Raw genomic sequence first — 17,175 nt, 5'->3', positions numbered from 1 at the left:
ATGGGAATCCTTAGCGTAACGGATACCGACGATGCCGTCTCCGGGATCAACGCGCTGCGCGAGGTGCTGGCCGATGATCTCCTTGACGTCGAAGGCCGCCTGCATGAACTCGAACATTCGGCCACGCCGATGAACGCAAGCAGGAAAGAGGAAGTGCTTGTCTACCGGACGGCGCGGACGGCGCTGCTGAGCGGCTTGGCCAGTGTCGATGAAGTGCTTGCCTGGGTGCATCTGGTGGCCGAAAAGGATGCCGACGGCAACGAACTCGAATCGGTCCTTTCCCTGCCGCATCTGGCAGTAATGCGGGCGAGCTGAAACCGCGGCATGAACCTGGCACCCGGCATCCGGCCCGCGGGTCAATAATGTCCCTGTCCCTGTCCCTGTTTGGCTTTCCCGTAGAACGGAGGGCGGCGCCCCACTGCGGCTTCGAGCAGGATCAGTTCGTCATCGCTGTGGTTGATGAGCTCCGCGGCCTTCATCACCGAGGCATTGGCGGCGATGGTCACCGGCCGCTCATGATGCGTGGTCTCAAGCCGGGAGACTGCATCAGGATTGGCATGCGGCCTGATTTCCGCTGATCCGTAGCAGAGACAGAAATAGGTCCGTTCGGTGCTGGCCTCGATGTAGCAGGCGGTGCCGCGGATGCCGATCGACGCCGTTGGCGTGATCAGCTGCTTGTTTCCTGTTCCGAACACGCTCAATACTTTGCCCGACAGATAGCGCAGGATGCGCCTCCCGCCTGCTTCTTCGAGGCGCAGCGCACTACGCTCGCGCAGCAAGAAGGCGTCGGCGCCGAGCACCAACACGGCATGCGCTCCCGGCCCGGTCGTGATCGACTCTCCTGGCACAAGCGGCTGCCCCGCGCCGGCCTCCCGGCCGCCTATCCTGATGTCGCCAAAGCCGCGGCGCAGTCCCTGCGCAAGTTCCTGGCCTGCGGCAAGTCCCTGCGCCTGCGCCGCAAATGTGCTCCAGCCGGCGATGCCGGCCGATCCCGCAAGCAGCAAACGGCGCCGGATCGCCCTGCGCGGCTCTGTGTCGTACGATTTCATGCACTCCCCCCTGTCCTGACGCACCCCCTGCAAGCCAGTATGGCCGCTATCGCTGGTATAGCGGGTAAAATGGCGGCCCACTGATTCGACACCGCGCCGCTGGCCATGCTGAGATTAACGGAAATATCGCTGCCACTGGATCATCCCGAAGCCGCCCTCGGTGAAGCCATCGCCACCCGACTGGGAATTGCGCGCGAAGACATTCTCGGCTTCACGATCGCCCGCCGCGGGTACGATGCCCGCAAGAAGTCCAACATCTTGCTGGTGTACACGCTCGACGTGGAAGTCCGGAACGAAGCCGAAGCGTCCAGCCGACTGCAAGGCCGCCCGAATATCGGCCCCAAGCCGGATACCGAATACAAATTCGTCGCTCGCGCACCCGCCGGACTGAAGTCACGGCCGGTCGTGATCGGAACCGGCCCATGCGGACTCTTTGCCGGCCTGATCCTGGCGCAAATGGGCTTTCGGCCTATCATCCTGGAACGCGGCAAGGCGGTTCGCGAACGCACCAAGGATACCTGGGACCTCTGGCGCCGCGGCGAACTGCATCCGGAATCGAACGTGCAGTTCGGCGAGGGCGGCGCCGGCACCTTCTCGGACGGCAAGCTGTACAGCCAGATCAAGGATCCGCGCCATTACGGCCGCAAGGTGCTGGACGAGTTCGTGAAAGCGGCCGCGCCGCCGGAAATCCTGTATGTCAGCAAGCCGCACATCGGTACCTTCCGCCTGGTGAAAATGGTGGAACTGATGCGGGCCTCGATCGAGGAGCTTGGCGGCGAATTCCGTTTCGGCTCACGCGTCGACGACGTCGAGATTGCCGACGGCCGCATGCGCGCGGTCACACTGAGCAGCGGCGAGGTGATCCCGGCAGACCATGTAGTGCTGGCGATCGGCCACAGCGCCCGCGATACCTTTCACATGCTGCATGCGCGCGGCGTCTACATCGAAGCCAAGCCTTTCTCGCTCGGTTTCCGGATCGAGCACCCGCAATCGCTGATCGACCGCGCCCGCTTCGGCACGCATGCCGGTCATCCGCTGCTGGGCGCCGCCGACTACAAGCTGGTCCATCATGCCGGCAACGGCCGCTCGGTCTACAGCTTCTGCATGTGCCCGGGCGGCACAGTGGTGGCTGCCACCTCGGAACCGGGCAGGGTGGTCACGAACGGCATGAGCCAATACTCGCGCAATGAACGCAACGCAAACAGCGGGATCGTGGTCGGCATTTCGCCGGAGGACTATCCCGGCGGCCCGTTGGCCGGCATCGAATACCAGCGCCAATGGGAATCGCGTGCGTTCGAACTCGGTGGCGGGGACTACAGCGCCCCGGGACAACTGGTCGGGGATTTCATCGCCGGGCGGGCGTCGAAGCGGGTCGGCGATGTGGCGCCGTCATACAAGCCCGGCGTGCTGTTCGGCGACCTGGCGACGGCATTGCCGGATTTCGTCATTGGCGCGATTCGCGAGGCCTTGCCGGCCTTCGAGCGCCAGATTCCCGGCTTTGCAATGCACGACGCCGTCCTGACTGGCGTCGAGACCCGCACCTCCTCGCCGGTGCGCATCCGCCGCAACGACAAGCTGGAAAGCATGAACGTGCGTGGCCTGTATCCAGCAGGAGAAGGCGCAGGCTATGCGGGCGGGATCATGTCCGCCGCGGTGGATGGCATTCGCGTGGCGGAAGCGCTGGCACTATCCATGCTGGAACACCACGCCTGACGCCGCCACCTCGGCCGCATACGCTGCAAAATGGAAAAAGCCGCCCGAGGGCGGCTTTTTCATTACGACCCGTGGCGCTTACTTGCGGCCGCGGGCAGCAGTCTTCTCGCTGGCAGCACCGGCGTATTGTGCGAACACCTTGCCGAAGTTTTCTTCAAACGTCTCATTCGCCTGCTTGGTGAGCTTGTTGAGTTGCTCGTAGCCGGCGCTGGCGTTGGTGATCGCGGTCTTCACCAGTGCGACTGCCTGCTCCATGCCGGGAGGCGCGTTTTTCGTCAGCTGGTCAACCAGGCCGGCGGCATCGCGGGCACGGGCGGCGGCCTGTTCCTCGGCTGCCTTTGACAGTTCCGCCTGGGCCGCTGCGGCAATGCCTGCGACATTGCGCGAATAGGCGACGGCCTTGGCTGCTGCAGGCTGGCTTTGCGCAGCGATCAACGCGAGCAACTCGCGCGGGTCCTTGGCGGCCAGCAGTTGCTGGGTGGTGGCGGTCGATTCCTCAAGCGTTGCGCGGGCAGCGCGCAGGTTCAGGTCAATCAATTGGGAAACGCTTTCGAAGGCCTTGGCCTGGAAGGCATTGACGGCTGCGAGCTGGGATTCGAAGTTGGCTTTTGCGGCGCCGGAAAATTGTTCTGCGAACATGGTGATTCTCCTGAAGATGGGTCGGGTGCGACCCGGGAATAGGGGAAGCGCACCTTATTGTGCGCTGCAACAATTCGTATTTTAGGGTCAACCCTCCGGATGTCAAGCCGTTTTTGTGCGCCGCACCAAAATAATCGGGATGCCATTGCCCGGCCCGTACAGCAGCAGACCGCTAGAATAGCGGTTTCCCCCGCCGCCGCCCTCCATGAGCATCTTGCTGACCACCCTCAACGCCCGCTATGCGCATGCCTCGCTCGGCTTGCGCTATCTGCTGGCGAACATGGGAGAGCTGTCGAACCAGACCCGCCTGCAGGAATTCGTGATCGGCACCCGTAGCGCCGACGTGGTGGAGAAACTGCTGGCGCACCGGCCGCGCATCATCGGGTTCGGCGTCTACATCTGGAATATCGAGGAGACAACGCACATCGTCGCGCTGCTGAAGCGCGTGGCGCCGGAGGTGGTCGTGGTGCTGGGCGGTCCCGAAGTGTCGTACGAGCCGGAACTGCAGGAAATCGTCCGCATGGCGGATTACCTGATCACCGGATGGGGCGACGTCAGCTTCCCGCAATTATGCCGGGCAATACTTTCCGGGCCCAAGCCCTTGATGAAAATCCACGCCGGCGTGCAGCCGCCGCTGGACCAGGTCCGCCTTCCCTACGATCTCTACAGCGCGGAAGATATCGCCCACCGGACGCTCTATGTCGAAGCGTCGCGCGGCTGCCCGTTCAAATGCGAGTTCTGCCTGTCTTCGCTGGACAAGACAGCGTGGCCTTTCGGACTGGATGGCTTCCTGCTTGAACTGGAGAAGCTGCATGCGCGCGGCGCCCGCCTCTTCAAGTTCGTGGACCGGACCTTCAACCTCAACATCAAGTCCAGCCTGCGCATCATGCAGTTCTTCCTCGACAAGCTGGAGGCGCATCCGGACGATCCGGTCTATGCCCACTTCGAAGTAGTGCCCGATCACCTGCCCGACGCGCTGAAGGACGGCATCCGCCGCTTTCCGCCCGGTACCCTGCAGTTCGAGATCGGCATCCAGACCTTCAACCCGGAAGTACAGTCGCTGATCAGCCGGCGCCAGGACAACCAGAAGGCGGCCGACAACATCCGCTGGTTGCGCCAGCATTCGAACGCGCATCTTCATGTCGACCTGATCGCCGGCCTGCCGGGCGAAGACATGGAGAGCTTCGCTGCCGGATTCGACAAACTGTACGCGCTCGATCCGCACGAGATCCAGTTCGGCATCCTGAAGCGACTGCGCGGCACGCCCATCATTCGCCACACCGAAGCCTGGGGCATGGTGTTCGATCCACACCCCCCTTATCAGATACTGGCCACCAGCAAGCTCGACTTCATCACGATGCAGCGGCTGGTCCGGTTCGGGCGCTACTGGGACCTGGTGGCAAATTCAGGCCGCTTTGCGCGCACGCTGCCGCTGATCCTGCGCAATGCGCCGTTCGCTAATTTCATGGCTTTGTCGGACTGGCTCTATCAGGTGACCGACGCCACGCACCGTATCGCGCTTGACCGCCTGGCAGGACTGGTCACGCGCTGGCTGGTCGGGCAGGGAATGACGGAAGAGAATGTGCGCATCTGCCTGGGGCATGACCATGCCGGCCAGGCCGGCAGGGCCCCGCCCAAGCCACAGGCAGCAGCGCCACAAAGGCAAGCGCGCCACCTGGGCGCCTGATCGGAAAACAAGAGGAGATACCCGATGAACTTTGTACTGATACACGGCGCCTGGCACGGCGGCTGGTGCTGGCGCGACGTCGCGAAGCCGCTGCGCGACGCGGGACATACGGTGTTCACGCCAACCATGACCGGATTGGGCGAACGCGCCCATCTGCTCAATGCTGAGGTCGGCCTTTCGACCTTCGTCCAGGACGCCTGCGCTGTCATCGAAAACGAGGAACTGCAGGATGTCGTGCTGGTGGGCCACAGCTTCGGCGGCCCGGTGATAAGCGGCGTAGCGGACCGCATGCCCGAACGGCTGCGCCATTTGGTCTATCTTGACGCACTGATCGTGCAGGACGGCCTTTCTGCTCTCGACATGCTACCGCCTGAAGTCAGGCAGGAACGCAGCCGCACCATCGACCCCGACGGCTTGCGCATGGCGATACCCGCCCCGGACAAATTCGGCATCAGCGACCCGGTACACGCGGCATGGCTGCAGCGGCGACTGACGCCGCATCCGCTGAAGGCCTACGCCGAGCCGCTGGCACTGCGCAATCCGATCGGCAACGGCGTGCCGTGCACCTATATCGCCGCAACCGACCCGTGGTACGGCCCTTGCGCAAGCAGCCGCGCGTGGGTGAAGTCGCAGCAAGGATGGGGATGGCGCGAGATTGCGGCCGGGCACGATGCGATGGTGTCCGCGCCACTGGTGCTGGCAGGCATGTTGCGGGAAATCGCCGGCGCGTGACCGGTATCCGATTGACTCGGCGAACCGCTCAGAAACACATCACAATGCGGTTCGCCAGGTCGACCACGAAATCCGGCCGCAAATAGGCTGCAAACGTCAGCGCCAGCACGGCAGCCAACACCGCCAGCCCTGCCCATCGCCAGATCGCACTGCTCATCGTCATGTCCTCAAGCGCCCGCCGGAGCCAGGCGCGCGATCGGTTTCTCGTTGATCGGCAGGTTGATCAGCGCGGCGAACGCGCCAAGCAGGATCGTGATCATCCATACCGTGTTGTAGCTGCCCTGCTTGTCGAACAGGTAACCGCCGAGCCAGACACCAAGGAAGCTGCCGAGCTGGTGCGAAAAGAACACGAAGCCCGACAGCATGGAAAGATACTTGACGCCAAAGATGCCGGCGATCACGCCGTTCGTCAGCGGTACCGTCGACAGCCACAATATCCCCATCGCGGCCGAGAATACATAAACCGACCAGGATGTCAGCGGCGCCAGCAGGAACAGCGCAATCACCACCGAACGCGAAATGTAGATCGAGGACAGCAGGTAGCGCTTGGGCATGGTGCCGCCGAGCTTGCCGAAATAGAAGGAGCCGAAGATGTTGAACAGGCCGATCAGCGCCAGCGCCATTACCGCCAGGCTCGGATCCGTCATGCCCTTGTCCCGCAGGTACGCAGGCAGGTGAACGGCAATGAACACGACCTGGAAGCCGCACACGAAATAGCCGGCGACCAGCAACTGGAAGGGCCGATAGGCAAACGCTTCGCGGATGGCGGCAGAGATGCTCTGCTGCGGCCCGGTCGCCTTCTGCACCGGCGGCTCGCGCAGCAGCAGCGCCATCGGCAGCATCAGCAAGACAAGACCCAAAGCCAGGATGTAGAACGCGTTCTGCCAGCCGGCAGCCGATATCAGGTATTGCTCGACCGGCATCAAGGCGAACTGGCCGAAAGAGCCGGCGGCCGAGGAAATCCCGAATGCCCACGAGCGGCGGCTCTCGGGCGCAACGCGGCCGATGATGCCGCTCACGGCGCCAAATCCGACGCAGGCCATGGCTGCACCGATCAGCGTGCCTGCACTGATCACGAACCACACAGGGTCAGTGACCAGCGCCATGGACAGCAGGCCGGCCACGTACAAGCCCACGCCCGCCACTACCACTTTCGCCGTGCCAAAGCGATCCGCCGCCATGCCGGCAAATGGGCCGAACAAGCCCCAGCCCAGATTTTGCAGGGCCAGTGCCAGCGAATAGGTTTCACGGCTCCAGCCATGCGACTGCGAGATCGGTTGCAGCCAGAATCCGAAGCCATGCCGAACGCCCATGGAAAGCGTCAGCACCATGCCGGTCGCGAACAGGACGGTCTTCAGATCTGGGGCAGTGCGTGTGCTTGACATGAGCTTGTTCTTTTATATTTTGGGCGGACCTCAGTTTAACCGAGCTTCGCCAAGTGCCGCAGGCGACGGTCCGCCGCCATCCTGCCATGACGCCATGCCGCTATGACAGGCGTGACGGAACGAGTGAGCGCACCACGCGGCCTGCCACCTCGCGAAAGCGCGGGCTATGCAGGCAGATTCCCCCGACCAGGCCCACCAGGCAGCCCAGCAGGGTATCGAACAACCGGGCTTGGATCAGTACCGTCGCTGAACTGTGTCCCAGCGTGGCTGCCTCGGCCAGCAGGATCGTCAGGGGGGTAATGAAAATGGCGGCGAATGCGTAATGGCGCACCACCGTCGATTCGACCACGAAGGTCATTGCCATCATGGCCAGCGAGATGGTCCATTTGTCCAGCGGCAGCAGCAGCAATCCCCACGCGAGCAGCAGGCCGATGCCGGTTCCGATTACCCGATGCAACTGCTTGTTCCACACCGCGCGCAGGGATGCGCCCTGGATCACGGCCAGGCAACTCACCGGAACCCAATAGGCCTTCTCCAGCTGCAACGACTGTGCCAGCGCCAGCGAGATGCCGACGAACACGCCGATCACGACCGAGTCGAAGACAACAAAATCGAAAGTCGGCGTCGGCAAAGGCGGGACTGACGCGGGCGGCCGCATCCGCAATACAAGGAGACTGTAGAAAAACCCGACCAGGCAAGCCAGCAGGCACCCCAAGGTGAGCAGGCCGACCATCACGGGCAGCTCCATCAAAGTCACCGGCGAATAGGCGCCGATCGACGCTGCCATGACAAAGAACAGGCTGCCCGGCGGCCCGAAACCGTAAAAGCGGCAAACCATGGTAACCAGGATGGTCGTGAAGACCAGCACCGGCATCATCGCCGGCGGAAAGAAATGACTGATCACCCCCAGCGCATAACAGCCGGCCATGCCGAACGCGCAGGCCATCACCGATACCATACGGTGGTACAGCGGAGTGTTCGGCAAATACAGGAAAACCAGTCCGCCAAGCGAAGCGACCAGTCCGTAATCCATCCGATCGAACCAGGCGCCGACCAGCAGCGGCAGGCCGGAGGCAAGCGCAGCCGCGAACGGCATTTGCCATACCCGGTCGCTGGCCTGGATCGTCGTCAGGTGGCGCAATTCTTCCCGCGCCAGCAGCAACAGCCGGCCCAGGCTCAGGCGCAGCATGGGCACCAGTGCAGTTCGCAGAACCTGCGGCTGCACACGACTTCAATACAGGGGAAGGACATCATTGGATCGGTATGCAGGCCAGTCAAGCCTCGCGCACGCCACCCGCCTGCATGCGGATGGGTGCGCAGAAGCCTCGGGTGACTAGATTACACCCTGGGCCAACATGGCGTCGGCCACTTTCACGAAGCCGGCGATGTTGGCGCCGTCGACATAACTCACGCTGCCATCGGCACGTCGCCCGTATTGCAGGCAGGCGGCATGAATGCCTTTCATGATCTGGAACAGGCGTGCATCCACTTCCTCGCGCGGCCAGGACATGCGAACTGCATTCTGGCTCATTTCCAGGCCCGAGGTCGCGACACCGCCGGCGTTGCTGGCCTTGCCCGGCGCGTACAACACGCCGGCGGCTTCGAACATCTTGGCGGCTTCGATCGTGGTCGGCATGTTGGCGCCTTCGGCCACGCACAGCACCCCGTTACGCATCAGGGTGGCGGCATCGTCGGCGTTCAGTTCGTTCTGAGTGGCGCAGGGCAGGGCCACGTCCATCGGCACGTGCCACGGGCGCACACCCGCTTCGAAGCGCACGCCGGTGCGCTGGGCATAGTCGCTCACGCGGCCGTAGAGGTGGTTCTTCACCTCCATCAGGATCGCCAGCTTTTCAGGAGTGAATCCCTCTTCGTCGATGATGGTGCCGCTGGAGTCGGATACCGTAACCACCTTGGCGCCCAGCGCCATGGCCTTTTCCACCGAATACTGCGCCACGTTGCCGGAACCGGAAACGCCCACGCGCAGGCCTTCAAACGAGCGGCCGCGGGTCTTCAGCATTTCGTCCGCGAAATAGACCGTGCCGTAGCCGGTCGCTTCCGGGCGGATCAGGGAACCGCCGAAACTCATGCCCTTGCCCGTAAATACGCAGTCGGCGCGGTTGGTCAGCTTCTTGAACATGCCGGCCATGTAGCCGACTTCGCGGCCGCCGACGCCGATGTCACCCGCCGGAACGTCGGTGTCGCCGCCGACGTGGCGGAACAGTTCGCTCACGAAGGCCTGGCAGAAACGCATCACTTCGGCCGGGCTCTTGCCCTTCGGGTCGAAGTCGGAGCCGCCCTTGGCGCCGCCCATCGGCAGCGTGGTCAGCGCATTCTTGAAGGTCTGCTCGAAGGCGAGGAATTTCAGCACCGACAGGGTGACCGACGGGTGGAAGCGCAAGCCGCCCTTGTACGGACCGATCGCCATGCTGTGCTGGATACGATAGCCACGGTTCACTTGCACCTGGCCATGGTCGTCGGTCCACGAAACGCGGAACATCACCACGCGCTCGGGCTCGACCAGGCGATCCAGCAGGCCTTGCTCCGCATATCTGGGATTCTTTTCAATGAAGGGCCACAGGCTTTCCATCACCTCGGTGACGGCTTGCAGGAATTCGGGCTGGCCGGGATTGCGGTCGGCGACATGTTGCAGGAACTGGTGAACGGAGGCGTATTTCATGTTGGAATCCCTGGAGGGCGAAAATTTTGATAACCCTTAATTTTCGCACACTCGCCATCCCAAATCAGGGCACCAAACCATAATGCGCTACAACATAGTGCAATTTTGCAATGATTATTCTCGTAATCGCTATAAATAAGGGCTTTTGTAAGGAATTTGACAGACTGATGTAACAATTTTGTGCACTGCCGCCAGCCATCGTTGACAAAGGCCCGCTACCGGGCAATGGGGGACGGGGTCAAAGAACAGGTAGTCCGGCCTTACCAGGCGCCAGTGAGCGTCAAGCCACTGAGCTGTAAATCAATCTCCGCATCGCCTCTGCTCATGCGCACGCGATTCGGAATTCTCTTTGGCGGCTTCTGGTACCACTGCGCGCACACGCTCAACAAGTCCCTGGCGTCAGGGCGGGCATGGAAATCCTGTATGCACTGCTTTGTCAGGTCGAGGTCCGGTATCAGGTAGGAGTCGCCTGGCTTTTTGAGCAGGTACGGCGAGTCGGCCATTGCACTGAGCGGCTTCTGAAACATTTTTCGCGAACACTGTCCGGGAAGGCCTCTCGCTTGCAGGGCTTCCCGGAACAAGGGCGCCATGAAGTCGATGATGTGGCCCTCGCAGAAAATCCAGCAATGAAAACCGTGCTCGTCACCGGCATCGCCATGGATTTCATCATGATCGGCAAAAGACAGGACGGTCTCATCTGCATCGTCGACCTTGTAATAGGCAGGGCCCGCCACGGGTTGGCAGCGTTTCTTGTAAAAACTTTCGATCAGGGATGCGCCGGCAATGCTGAAGAAAATGCTGGCGCGTAATGTATTAGAGGCGGTATTGTCCGCGGCCCCATCAAAGACGCTCTTCAACACACGAAAAATGCGCTGGTAGTCAGCCAATGGGATGGGCGGGTGGGGCGTTCGCATGGATTCCTTTGATGGTGGGGAGCTTCAGTACTGTTCGTGGTTCATGAGGACGGTCGAGCGAGCTTTGCCTTGTACGTTCTGGTATCCTTTCGCGCATCGTGATGCGAAATCACGGAAAAATCAAAGCGAATCTTGGCGGCCCCGAAGCCCGCCGCATGTTCCGGCAGGGCAACCTTGAAGTGCCAGCCGCCCGCCGGCAAAAAGTAATTTGCGCTGAATCGCATCGAGGCTCGCATGCGCTGTAGCGCAGAGCAGCACAAACGGATCGTGCCACGGACGTGAGCACCGGCTGTCGGTGCCGCCGGACAGGGCTTCCTCGCACCGCTTGTGCATGGATGAATGAAGGAATGGAAAAAATGAAATGTGCATTGGTAGGATCCCGTTTCTTCGGCGCCTCGGTGTTCGAGGCCTTACGCAAGGAAGAAGGGATCGAATTTACGAGCGTCGTTGCTCCCGCTGAAGATGATCGGCTGGCCAAGGCCGCGCGGGCGGCCGGCGTGCCGCTGCATGTGCTGGAAAACCCCAAGTTTGTACCGGGAGAGGCGATTGCAGAGGGTACCGATCTCATCATCGCTGCGCACACGCATGCACGAGTGAGCGACGAGGCGCTCGCGCGCTCGCGTCTGGGCGGCATCGGCTATCACCCGTCGCTGTTGCCCCGGCATCGCGGCATTGCTGCGGTCGAATGGACGATTCTGGAGGGCGATCCGATCGCTGGCGGCTCGATCTATCACCTGGCCGACGGCTGGGATGCGGGCGCCATCGCCGCTCAGGACTGGTGCTTTGTCGCAAAGGGTGAAACCGCGCGCGAGTTGTGGGAGCGGGCGCTGGCGCCGATGGGCCTGACCCTCTTGAGCAAGGTAGCCCATCACGCCAGATTGCACGGCGCGCTTCCCGCTTTCCCGCAAGACCCGCGTTTCGCCACCAAGGCCCAGATGATCCGCAGGTCGGTGGTGCTGACGGAGGAAGTCACGTCGACCACTACCTCGCTGGTCGTCTCGATCGTGGGCGCCGACCGTCACGGCATCGTCAGCTCGCTGGCCGACCGTGCGCAGCGTTACGGCGCCAACTGGGCGGCGAGCCGCATGACCAGGATTGCCGGGGAATTTGCCGGCATGGTTCACTTCGAGGTGCCGCGCGAGAACGCGGACGCGCTGGCAAATGCGCTGCGCGGACTGGAATCCAGTGGACTCCAGGTGGTCGTTGCCAAGAGCGACGGCGCCAAGGTATCCGACTCGATGAAGAGCGTCGAGCTCGAACTGGTCGGTGACGATCGGGTCGGGATCGTCAGCAGCCTGACCAAGATATTGGCCGAACGCGGTATCAGCATCGAGAACATTCACACCGAGATCGTTCGCAGCGGCGTGTCCGGCAAGCAGACGTTCAAGATCGGCGCGCACTTGCTGGTTCCTGCCAAGTTGTCCGTGGATGACCTGCGGCAGCAGCTTGGCACCCTGGCGCACGAGATGGTGGTCGACATCGCCTTGGGCGAGAAGCCAGCGCCTGACGCGTCGACTTGAGCCAGTGCCAGTGACGGGCCGCTTCCGGTGGCCCGAGCAGTAAAAGTCTAGCGGCATTTCTTGCCTTTTGTGGCCTGGCCAGGCAAACCCTGGCCAGGCCGAATTCGATTCATTTTTGCTGGAGCAAACGTGCCAGGTCTACTACCCAAGGTCGATCCCGACGGTCTTCTCGAATACTCCGTCGTCTACACCGATCGTGCGATAAACCATATGTCGCAACGCTTTCAGGGCGTAATGAGGGACATTTCCAAGACCTTGAAACAGGTCTACAAGGCTCAGTCGGCCATTGTCGTTCCCGGTAGCGGCACCTTCGGCATGGAAGCGGTGGCGCGGCAGTTCGCGACCAAGCAGCATTGCCTGGTCATCCGCAATGGATGGTTCAGCTACCGCTGGAGCCAGATCCTTGACATGGGCAGCATTCCTTCCGGTACCACGGTACTGAAGGCGCGCCCCTTGGAAGATTCCCCGCAGGCAGCCTTTGCGCCGCCTCCTGTCGACGAAGTGGTGGCCGCGATCAAGGAAACCAAACCGGCGGTGGTCTTTGCACCGCACGTGGAAACCGCTTCCGGGATCATGCTGCCCGATGACTACATGCGCAAAGTCGCCGACGCCGTGCATGCGGTGGGCGGCCTGTTCGTGCTGGATTGCATCGCCTCGGGGACCATATGGGTCGACATGCAAGCCATTGGCGTCGACGTCCTGGTCAGCGCGCCGCAAAAGGGCTGGAGTTCCCCGGCGGGCTGCGCCCTGGTGATGTTGAGTTCACTCGCACGAGACAAAATCGACTCGACCCAGAGCACCAGCTTCGCATGCGATTTGCGCAAGTGGTTGCAGATGATGGAGTCGTACGAGCAGGGCGGCTTCGCCTACCACACCACCATGCCTACGGATTCGCTGACCGTCCTGCGCGACGTCATGGCAGAGACCGCCGCATACGGCTTCGACAAAGTCCGTGCCGAGCAACAGGAACTCGGTGACAGGGTGCGGGCCCTGCTGGTCGCAAAAGGATTCAGGAGCGTAGCCGCAGAAGGTTTTCAAGCGCCCGGCGTGGTGGTGAGCTACACCAACGATGACGGCATACAGTCCTCAAAGAAATTTGCGGAGGCGGGTCTGCAGACCGCAGCGGGCGTGCCACTGCAATGCGATGAACGGGCTGACTTCAAGACCTTCCGCGTCGGCTTGTTTGGCCTGGACAAGCTGCACAACATCGAGCGCACCGTCGCAAACTTCGCCAAGGCTCTGGACGCGGTAATCTAGAAAACTGGCGTGCCATTGGGCGGCGGGAGAACCTGAGTAAAGTCGGCGTCAGGTAAATCCCATCGTCCAGCACGCGCGTCAGTTGCCGCAGTACATCCACGATTTCAATATGGTGCCAACCCGGCAGGCCTGACTGGCAAAACCCGGTCAGCCTGGCTTTCGCATGCGCCGAAGCTTGCAACATTGCCTGCCACGTGCAGGGTGAATTTGGATATCCCCGGTTTCAATTCGTGGTCGCATGCCACGTACGTTGCCGCACATACCGGAGCTTGCCCGTAGGCCACACTCCGTTGTGTAGTCACCTGAACCCCACCAAGGCATCAAATGAAACCAATGCGCACTATCCTTTCCAGCCTGCTGCTCGTTACCTTTACAGGCGCAGCTTTCGCCCAAGCACCGGCCACGCTCGCCAACGACAAAGCACAACTGAAGTCTGACGAAACCGCATTGAGCGCGGCCAAGCAGAAGCTCGACGCAGACAAGAAAACGCTGAAGGCAGACACCAAGTCAGGCCTGGCGGCAGCAGAATCCAAAGACGAGAAGCAGGTGCGACTGGACAAACGCAACGTCAAGGGCATGAAGCAAAATATCGCGGCCGGCGAACCCGGCCCGCAGATGACGTCCGACAAAGCAGCATTGAAGCAGTCAAAGAAAACTCTGAAAGCCAACAAGAAGAAACTGAAAGCCAACAAGAAGGCCGGCAAGATGTCAGCGCAATCGAAAGATTCGCAAGCCGTGTACAAGGACAAGCAGTCGGTCAAGGCGCAAGACAAGACCGTAGATGCTGGCCGCGACAAGGTCGAGGCTGCAGAAAAGAAGTAAGCCTGATGCGGTCCGGCTCGCCACAAGCGGGTCGGGCGTATTGCACCGTGACGCGATCGGTGTGGCCGTAAAGTAAAAACCCCATAAGTTGAGAAACTTATGGGGTTTTATGTTTCAGCTTATGGGATGCCCTGCGACGGGGATCAAACGTCGATATTCCCCGCCTGCAGCGCATTCAGTTCAATGAACGCCCGTCGCGGTTCGACATCATCGCCCATCAGGGTGCTGAACATCTGGTCGGCGGCAATCGCATCGTCGATCTGCACCTTCAGCAGGCGCCGCACCGTCGGATCCATCGTGGTTTCCCACAGCTGGCCGGGGTTCATCTCGCCCAGTCCCTTGTAGCGCTGCTTGCTTACGCCGCGTTCGGCTTCGTCGCGCAGCCAGTTCATCGCTTGCTGGAAATCGCGAATCGCCACTTCCTTGACCTTTTCGCCCGTGCCGCGCCGGACCAGCGCGCCACGACCGATCAGGCCCCTGAAGGTGGCGGCAGCACCTGACAGCACCGCATAGTCCGGACCGTGGGTGAAGTCGGCGTCGATCACGCTGACCTTGACGTTGCCGTGCAGCGTGCGCTCGATGCGCAGTGCGGATTTGTCGGACAGTTCGTCGCCGGCCCTGACTGTGACCCTGACACTCGGATCATTGATCGCGGCAGCCAGTGCATCGGCCGAAACCTGCGCCTGCTCGCGCGAGTCCAGGTCGAGGGTAACGCCCGTCATGATTGCCGACAGCGCGGCGCTGTCGATCGCGCGCGTCAAGCGCATGATGATGGCGTTGGCGGTATTGAACTGGCGGACCAGTTCGCCCAGCGCTTCGCCGGTGATCGGGTCTGCATTTTCCTGCGGCACCAGTTGCGCGTCCTGCAGCGCAATCTGCATCATGTAGCTGGCTTCCTCGACGTCGTCCTTCAGGTAGCGCTCGTCGCGGCCATGCTTGACCTTGTACAGCGGCGGCTGTGCGATGTACACATGACCGCGCTCGACCAGCAAGGGCATCTGCCGGTACAGCAGGGTCAGCAACAGGGTGCGAATGTGGGCGCCGTCGACGTCGGCATCGGTCATGATGATGATGCGGTGGTAGCGCAGCTTGTCGATGTTGAATTCATCAGGGCCGATGCTGGTGCCAAGGGTCGCGATCAACGTCGTGATCTGCTCGGAGGACAGCATTTTTTCAAAGCGCGCTTTCTCGACGTTCAGCACCTTTCCGCGCAGCGGCAGGATAGCCTGGAACTTGCGGTCGCGGCCCTGCTTGGCGGAGCCACCTGCGGAGTCGCCCTCGACGATGTACAACTCGCATTTCGCGGGGTCGCGTTCCTGGCAGTCGGCCAGCTTGGAGGACAGGCCCAGCCCGTCCATCACGCCCTTGCGGCGGGTCAGTTCGCGCGCCTTGCGCGCTGCCTCGCGGGCGCGGGCGGCCTCGACGATCTTGCCGCAGATGATCTTGGCGTCGTTCGGGCGTTCGGCCAGGTAGTCGGTCAGGGTCTTGGCGACGATCTCTTCGACCGGACCGCGCACTTCGGACGACACCAGCTTGTCCTTGGTCTGCGAGCTGAACTTGGGCTCGGGCACCTTGACCGACAGCACGCAGGTCAGGCCTTCGCGCATGTCGTCACCGGCCACCTCGACCTTGGCTTTCTTGGCGAAGTCGTTCTCGTCGATGTATTTGTTGATGACGCGGGTCATCGCCGCGCGCAGGCCGGTCAGGTGAGTGCCGCCGTCGCGCTGCGGGATGTTATTGGTGAAGCACAGCACCTGCTCGTTGTAGGCGTCGTTCCATTGCATCGAGACGTCAACGCTGATGTTGGTGTTCTGGTCCGACATGCGCTCGCCGGTGGCCTGGAAAATGTTCGGGTGCAGCGAGTTCTTGGCCTTGTTGATGTATTCGACAAAGCCGCGGGTTCCGCCTTCGAACGCGAATTCTTCTTCCTTGCCGGTGCGCTGGTCGGTCAGCCGGATGTGCACGCCGTTATTCAGGAATGACAGTTCGCGTATGCGCTTTGCCAGGATTTCGTAATGGAATTCGACGTTCGTGAAAATTTCCTCGTCGGCCCAGAAATGCACTTCGGTGCCGCGCTTGTCGGTGTCGCCGACAACCTTGATCGGCGAAACCTGCACGCCGTCGATCGTTTCGACCTGACGGTTTTGCGGAACACCGCGTACGAAGTCCATCGCGTACTGCTTGCCGTCGCGGCGAATGGTCAGGCGCAGCAACTTGGAGAGTCCGTTCACGCAGGACACGCCAACGCCATGCAGGCCGCCGGAGACCTTGTAGGAATTCTGGTCGAACTTGCCGCCGGCATGCAGCTCGGTCATCACGATCTCGGCTGCGCTGCGCTTGGGCTCGTGCTTGTCGTCCCACTTGATGCCGGTCGGGATGCCGCGGCCGTTGTCGGTCACGGAAATCGAATTGTCGGCATGGATGGTGACGTGAATCTCGGTACAGTGCCCCGCCAGCGATTCGTCGATCGAGTTATCGAGCACCTCGAACACGAGATGGTGCAGGCCGGTGCCATCGGACGTATCGCCGATGTACATGCCGGGACGCTTGCGCACTGCTTCCAGACCTTCAAGGATCTGAATGGAAGAAGCGCCGTACTGGTTTTGCGGGTTGTTTTCCACTGGAATCGCTGACATGGCTACTTTCAAAAAACAGGCGGCGTACTTTCCTGCAATGACCCGCTTACGCCGGGGAAGGGGTTATTCACTGCAACAGCCGGCCGAACAGGGCTGAGGTGAGGGGGCTTCGCAGAACGGCGCCACCAGGGTGGCCCGCCCCCT

At 61.8% G+C, this 17,175-nt stretch carries 16 protein-coding genes; 7 read left to right on the top strand and 9 right to left on the bottom strand.

Going from position 1 to position 17,175, the window contains the following annotated elements; genetic code table 11:
• Nucleotides 1-315: a hypothetical protein gene (locus tag FVE66_RS12690; RefSeq protein WP_151447824.1), complete on the top strand. Its 315-nt coding sequence runs from the start codon at nt 1-3 to the stop codon at nt 313-315.
• Nucleotides 316-356: 41 nt separating this feature from the next.
• On the opposite strand, the gene FVE66_RS12685 is transcribed toward FVE66_RS12690, so the two are convergent.
• Nucleotides 357-1,049: a FecR family protein gene (locus FVE66_RS12685; protein ID WP_151447823.1), complete on the bottom strand. Its 693-nt coding sequence runs from the start codon at nt 1,047-1,049 to the stop codon at nt 357-359.
• Between the two features lie 105 nt (nt 1,050-1,154).
• Here FVE66_RS12685 and FVE66_RS12680 point away from each other — a divergent pair, with 105 nt between their 5' ends.
• Nucleotides 1,155-2,762 carry an NAD(P)/FAD-dependent oxidoreductase gene (locus tag FVE66_RS12680; protein WP_151447822.1) on the top strand — a complete coding sequence of 536 codons (1,608 nt, stop codon included), beginning with the start codon at nt 1,155-1,157 and terminating at the stop codon, nt 2,760-2,762.
• A gap of 78 nt (nt 2,763-2,840) precedes the next feature.
• Here the strand turns inward: FVE66_RS12680 and phaP are convergent, their stop codons facing one another.
• The gene (gene phaP / locus FVE66_RS12675) at nt 2,841-3,401 is read right to left on the bottom strand and encodes a TIGR01841 family phasin (protein ID WP_338325387.1); all 561 of its coding nucleotides are present in this window, start codon (nt 3,399-3,401) and stop codon (nt 2,841-2,843) included.
• A 205-nt stretch (nt 3,402-3,606) separates the two neighbouring features.
• On the opposite strand from phaP, the gene FVE66_RS12670 reads away from it, so the two are divergent.
• Both FVE66_RS12670 and FVE66_RS12665 read left to right on the top strand, forming a co-directional pair.
• Entirely contained in the window at nt 3,607-5,088 is a 1,482-nt protein-coding gene (locus FVE66_RS12670; RefSeq protein WP_151447820.1) for a B12-binding domain-containing radical SAM protein, read from the top strand.
• A 24-nt stretch (nt 5,089-5,112) separates the two neighbouring features.
• On the top strand, nt 5,113-5,820 hold the full coding sequence (locus FVE66_RS12665) for an alpha/beta fold hydrolase (RefSeq protein ID WP_151447819.1): 708 nt from the start codon (nt 5,113-5,115) through the stop codon (nt 5,818-5,820).
• Between the two features lie 28 nt (nt 5,821-5,848).
• Here FVE66_RS12665 and FVE66_RS20610 read toward each other — a convergent pair whose 3' ends face one another.
• The 6 genes from FVE66_RS20610 to FVE66_RS12640 all read right to left on the bottom strand — a co-directional run bounded on the left by FVE66_RS20610 (nt 5,849) and on the right by FVE66_RS12640 (nt 11,020).
• Nucleotides 5,849-5,977: a hypothetical protein gene (locus FVE66_RS20610; RefSeq protein WP_277753166.1), complete on the bottom strand. Its 129-nt coding sequence runs from the start codon at nt 5,975-5,977 to the stop codon at nt 5,849-5,851.
• Nucleotides 5,978-5,987: 10 nt separating this feature from the next.
• The gene (locus tag FVE66_RS12660) at nt 5,988-7,205 is read right to left on the bottom strand and encodes an MFS transporter (RefSeq protein WP_151447818.1); all 1,218 of its coding nucleotides are present in this window, start codon (nt 7,203-7,205) and stop codon (nt 5,988-5,990) included.
• A gap of 100 nt (nt 7,206-7,305) precedes the next feature.
• The gene (locus FVE66_RS12655; protein WP_241673200.1) at nt 7,306-8,430 is read right to left on the bottom strand and encodes an FUSC family protein; all 1,125 of its coding nucleotides are present in this window, start codon (nt 8,428-8,430) and stop codon (nt 7,306-7,308) included.
• A 108-nt stretch (nt 8,431-8,538) separates the two neighbouring features.
• Nucleotides 8,539-9,882, bottom strand: a complete 1,344-nt coding sequence (gene gdhA, locus FVE66_RS12650; RefSeq protein WP_151447817.1) for an NADP-specific glutamate dehydrogenase — start codon at nt 9,880-9,882, stop codon at nt 8,539-8,541.
• A gap of 260 nt (nt 9,883-10,142) precedes the next feature.
• On the bottom strand, nt 10,143-10,769 hold the full coding sequence (locus FVE66_RS12645; RefSeq protein WP_161993268.1) for a DUF2026 family protein: 627 nt from the start codon (nt 10,767-10,769) through the stop codon (nt 10,143-10,145).
• 68 nt (nt 10,770-10,837) lie between these two features.
• Nucleotides 10,838-11,020 (bottom strand): hypothetical protein, encoded by a 183-nt coding sequence (locus tag FVE66_RS12640; RefSeq protein ID WP_151447815.1) that lies wholly within the window; start codon nt 11,018-11,020, stop codon nt 10,838-10,840.
• A 132-nt stretch (nt 11,021-11,152) separates the two neighbouring features.
• Between FVE66_RS12640 and FVE66_RS12635 the strand changes: the two genes are divergently transcribed.
• The 3 genes from FVE66_RS12635 to FVE66_RS12625 all read left to right on the top strand — a co-directional run bounded on the left by FVE66_RS12635 (nt 11,153) and on the right by FVE66_RS12625 (nt 14,395).
• Entirely contained in the window at nt 11,153-12,316 is a 1,164-nt protein-coding gene (locus tag FVE66_RS12635; RefSeq protein WP_151447814.1) for a formyltransferase family protein, read from the top strand.
• Between the two features lie 129 nt (nt 12,317-12,445).
• Nucleotides 12,446-13,573, top strand: a complete 1,128-nt coding sequence (locus tag FVE66_RS12630) for an aminotransferase class V-fold PLP-dependent enzyme (RefSeq protein ID WP_151447813.1) — start codon at nt 12,446-12,448, stop codon at nt 13,571-13,573.
• 333 nt (nt 13,574-13,906) lie between these two features.
• On the top strand, nt 13,907-14,395 hold the full coding sequence (locus FVE66_RS12625) for a hypothetical protein (RefSeq protein WP_151447812.1): 489 nt from the start codon (nt 13,907-13,909) through the stop codon (nt 14,393-14,395).
• A 143-nt stretch (nt 14,396-14,538) separates the two neighbouring features.
• Here FVE66_RS12625 and gyrB read toward each other — a convergent pair whose 3' ends face one another.
• Nucleotides 14,539-17,031, bottom strand: a complete 2,493-nt coding sequence (gene gyrB / locus FVE66_RS12620) for a DNA topoisomerase (ATP-hydrolyzing) subunit B (RefSeq protein WP_151447811.1) — start codon at nt 17,029-17,031, stop codon at nt 14,539-14,541.
• Between the last annotated feature and the right edge of the window lie 144 nt (nt 17,032-17,175).

The sequence above is a fragment of the Lacisediminimonas profundi genome (assembly GCF_008831265.1).
In the GTDB taxonomy this organism is placed as follows: domain Bacteria; phylum Pseudomonadota; class Gammaproteobacteria; order Burkholderiales; family Burkholderiaceae_D; genus Lacisediminimonas; species Lacisediminimonas profundi.
This window is presented reverse-complemented; position numbering and strand designations above follow the sequence as displayed.

What these genes read in the sequence shown, in the direction of transcription:
- FVE66_RS12690 (WP_151447824.1), top strand. Translation starts at nt 1, where the DNA reads ATGGGAATCCTTAGCGTAACGGATACCGACGATGCCGTCTCCGGGATC.
- FVE66_RS12685 (WP_151447823.1), bottom strand. Translation starts at nt 1,049, where the DNA reads ATGAAATCGTACGACACAGAGCCGCGCAGGGCGATCCGGCGCCGTTTG.
- FVE66_RS12680 (WP_151447822.1), top strand. Translation starts at nt 1,155, where the DNA reads ATGCTGAGATTAACGGAAATATCGCTGCCACTGGATCATCCCGAAGCC.
- phaP (WP_338325387.1), bottom strand. Translation starts at nt 3,401, where the DNA reads ATGTTCGCAGAACAATTTTCCGGCGCCGCAAAAGCCAACTTCGAATCC.
- FVE66_RS12670 (WP_151447820.1), top strand. Translation starts at nt 3,607, where the DNA reads ATGAGCATCTTGCTGACCACCCTCAACGCCCGCTATGCGCATGCCTCG.
- FVE66_RS12665 (WP_151447819.1), top strand. Translation starts at nt 5,113, where the DNA reads ATGAACTTTGTACTGATACACGGCGCCTGGCACGGCGGCTGGTGCTGG.
- FVE66_RS20610 (WP_277753166.1), bottom strand. Translation starts at nt 5,977, where the DNA reads ATGAGCAGTGCGATCTGGCGATGGGCAGGGCTGGCGGTGTTGGCTGCC.
- FVE66_RS12660 (WP_151447818.1), bottom strand. Translation starts at nt 7,205, where the DNA reads ATGTCAAGCACACGCACTGCCCCAGATCTGAAGACCGTCCTGTTCGCG.
- gdhA (WP_151447817.1), bottom strand. Translation starts at nt 9,882, where the DNA reads ATGAAATACGCCTCCGTTCACCAGTTCCTGCAACATGTCGCCGACCGC.
- FVE66_RS12640 (WP_151447815.1), bottom strand. Translation starts at nt 11,020, where the DNA reads ATGCGATTCAGCGCAAATTACTTTTTGCCGGCGGGCGGCTGGCACTTC.
- FVE66_RS12635 (WP_151447814.1), top strand. Translation starts at nt 11,153, where the DNA reads ATGAAATGTGCATTGGTAGGATCCCGTTTCTTCGGCGCCTCGGTGTTC.
- FVE66_RS12625 (WP_151447812.1), top strand. Translation starts at nt 13,907, where the DNA reads ATGCGCACTATCCTTTCCAGCCTGCTGCTCGTTACCTTTACAGGCGCA.
- gyrB (WP_151447811.1), bottom strand. Translation starts at nt 17,031, where the DNA reads ATGTCAGCGATTCCAGTGGAAAACAACCCGCAAAACCAGTACGGCGCT.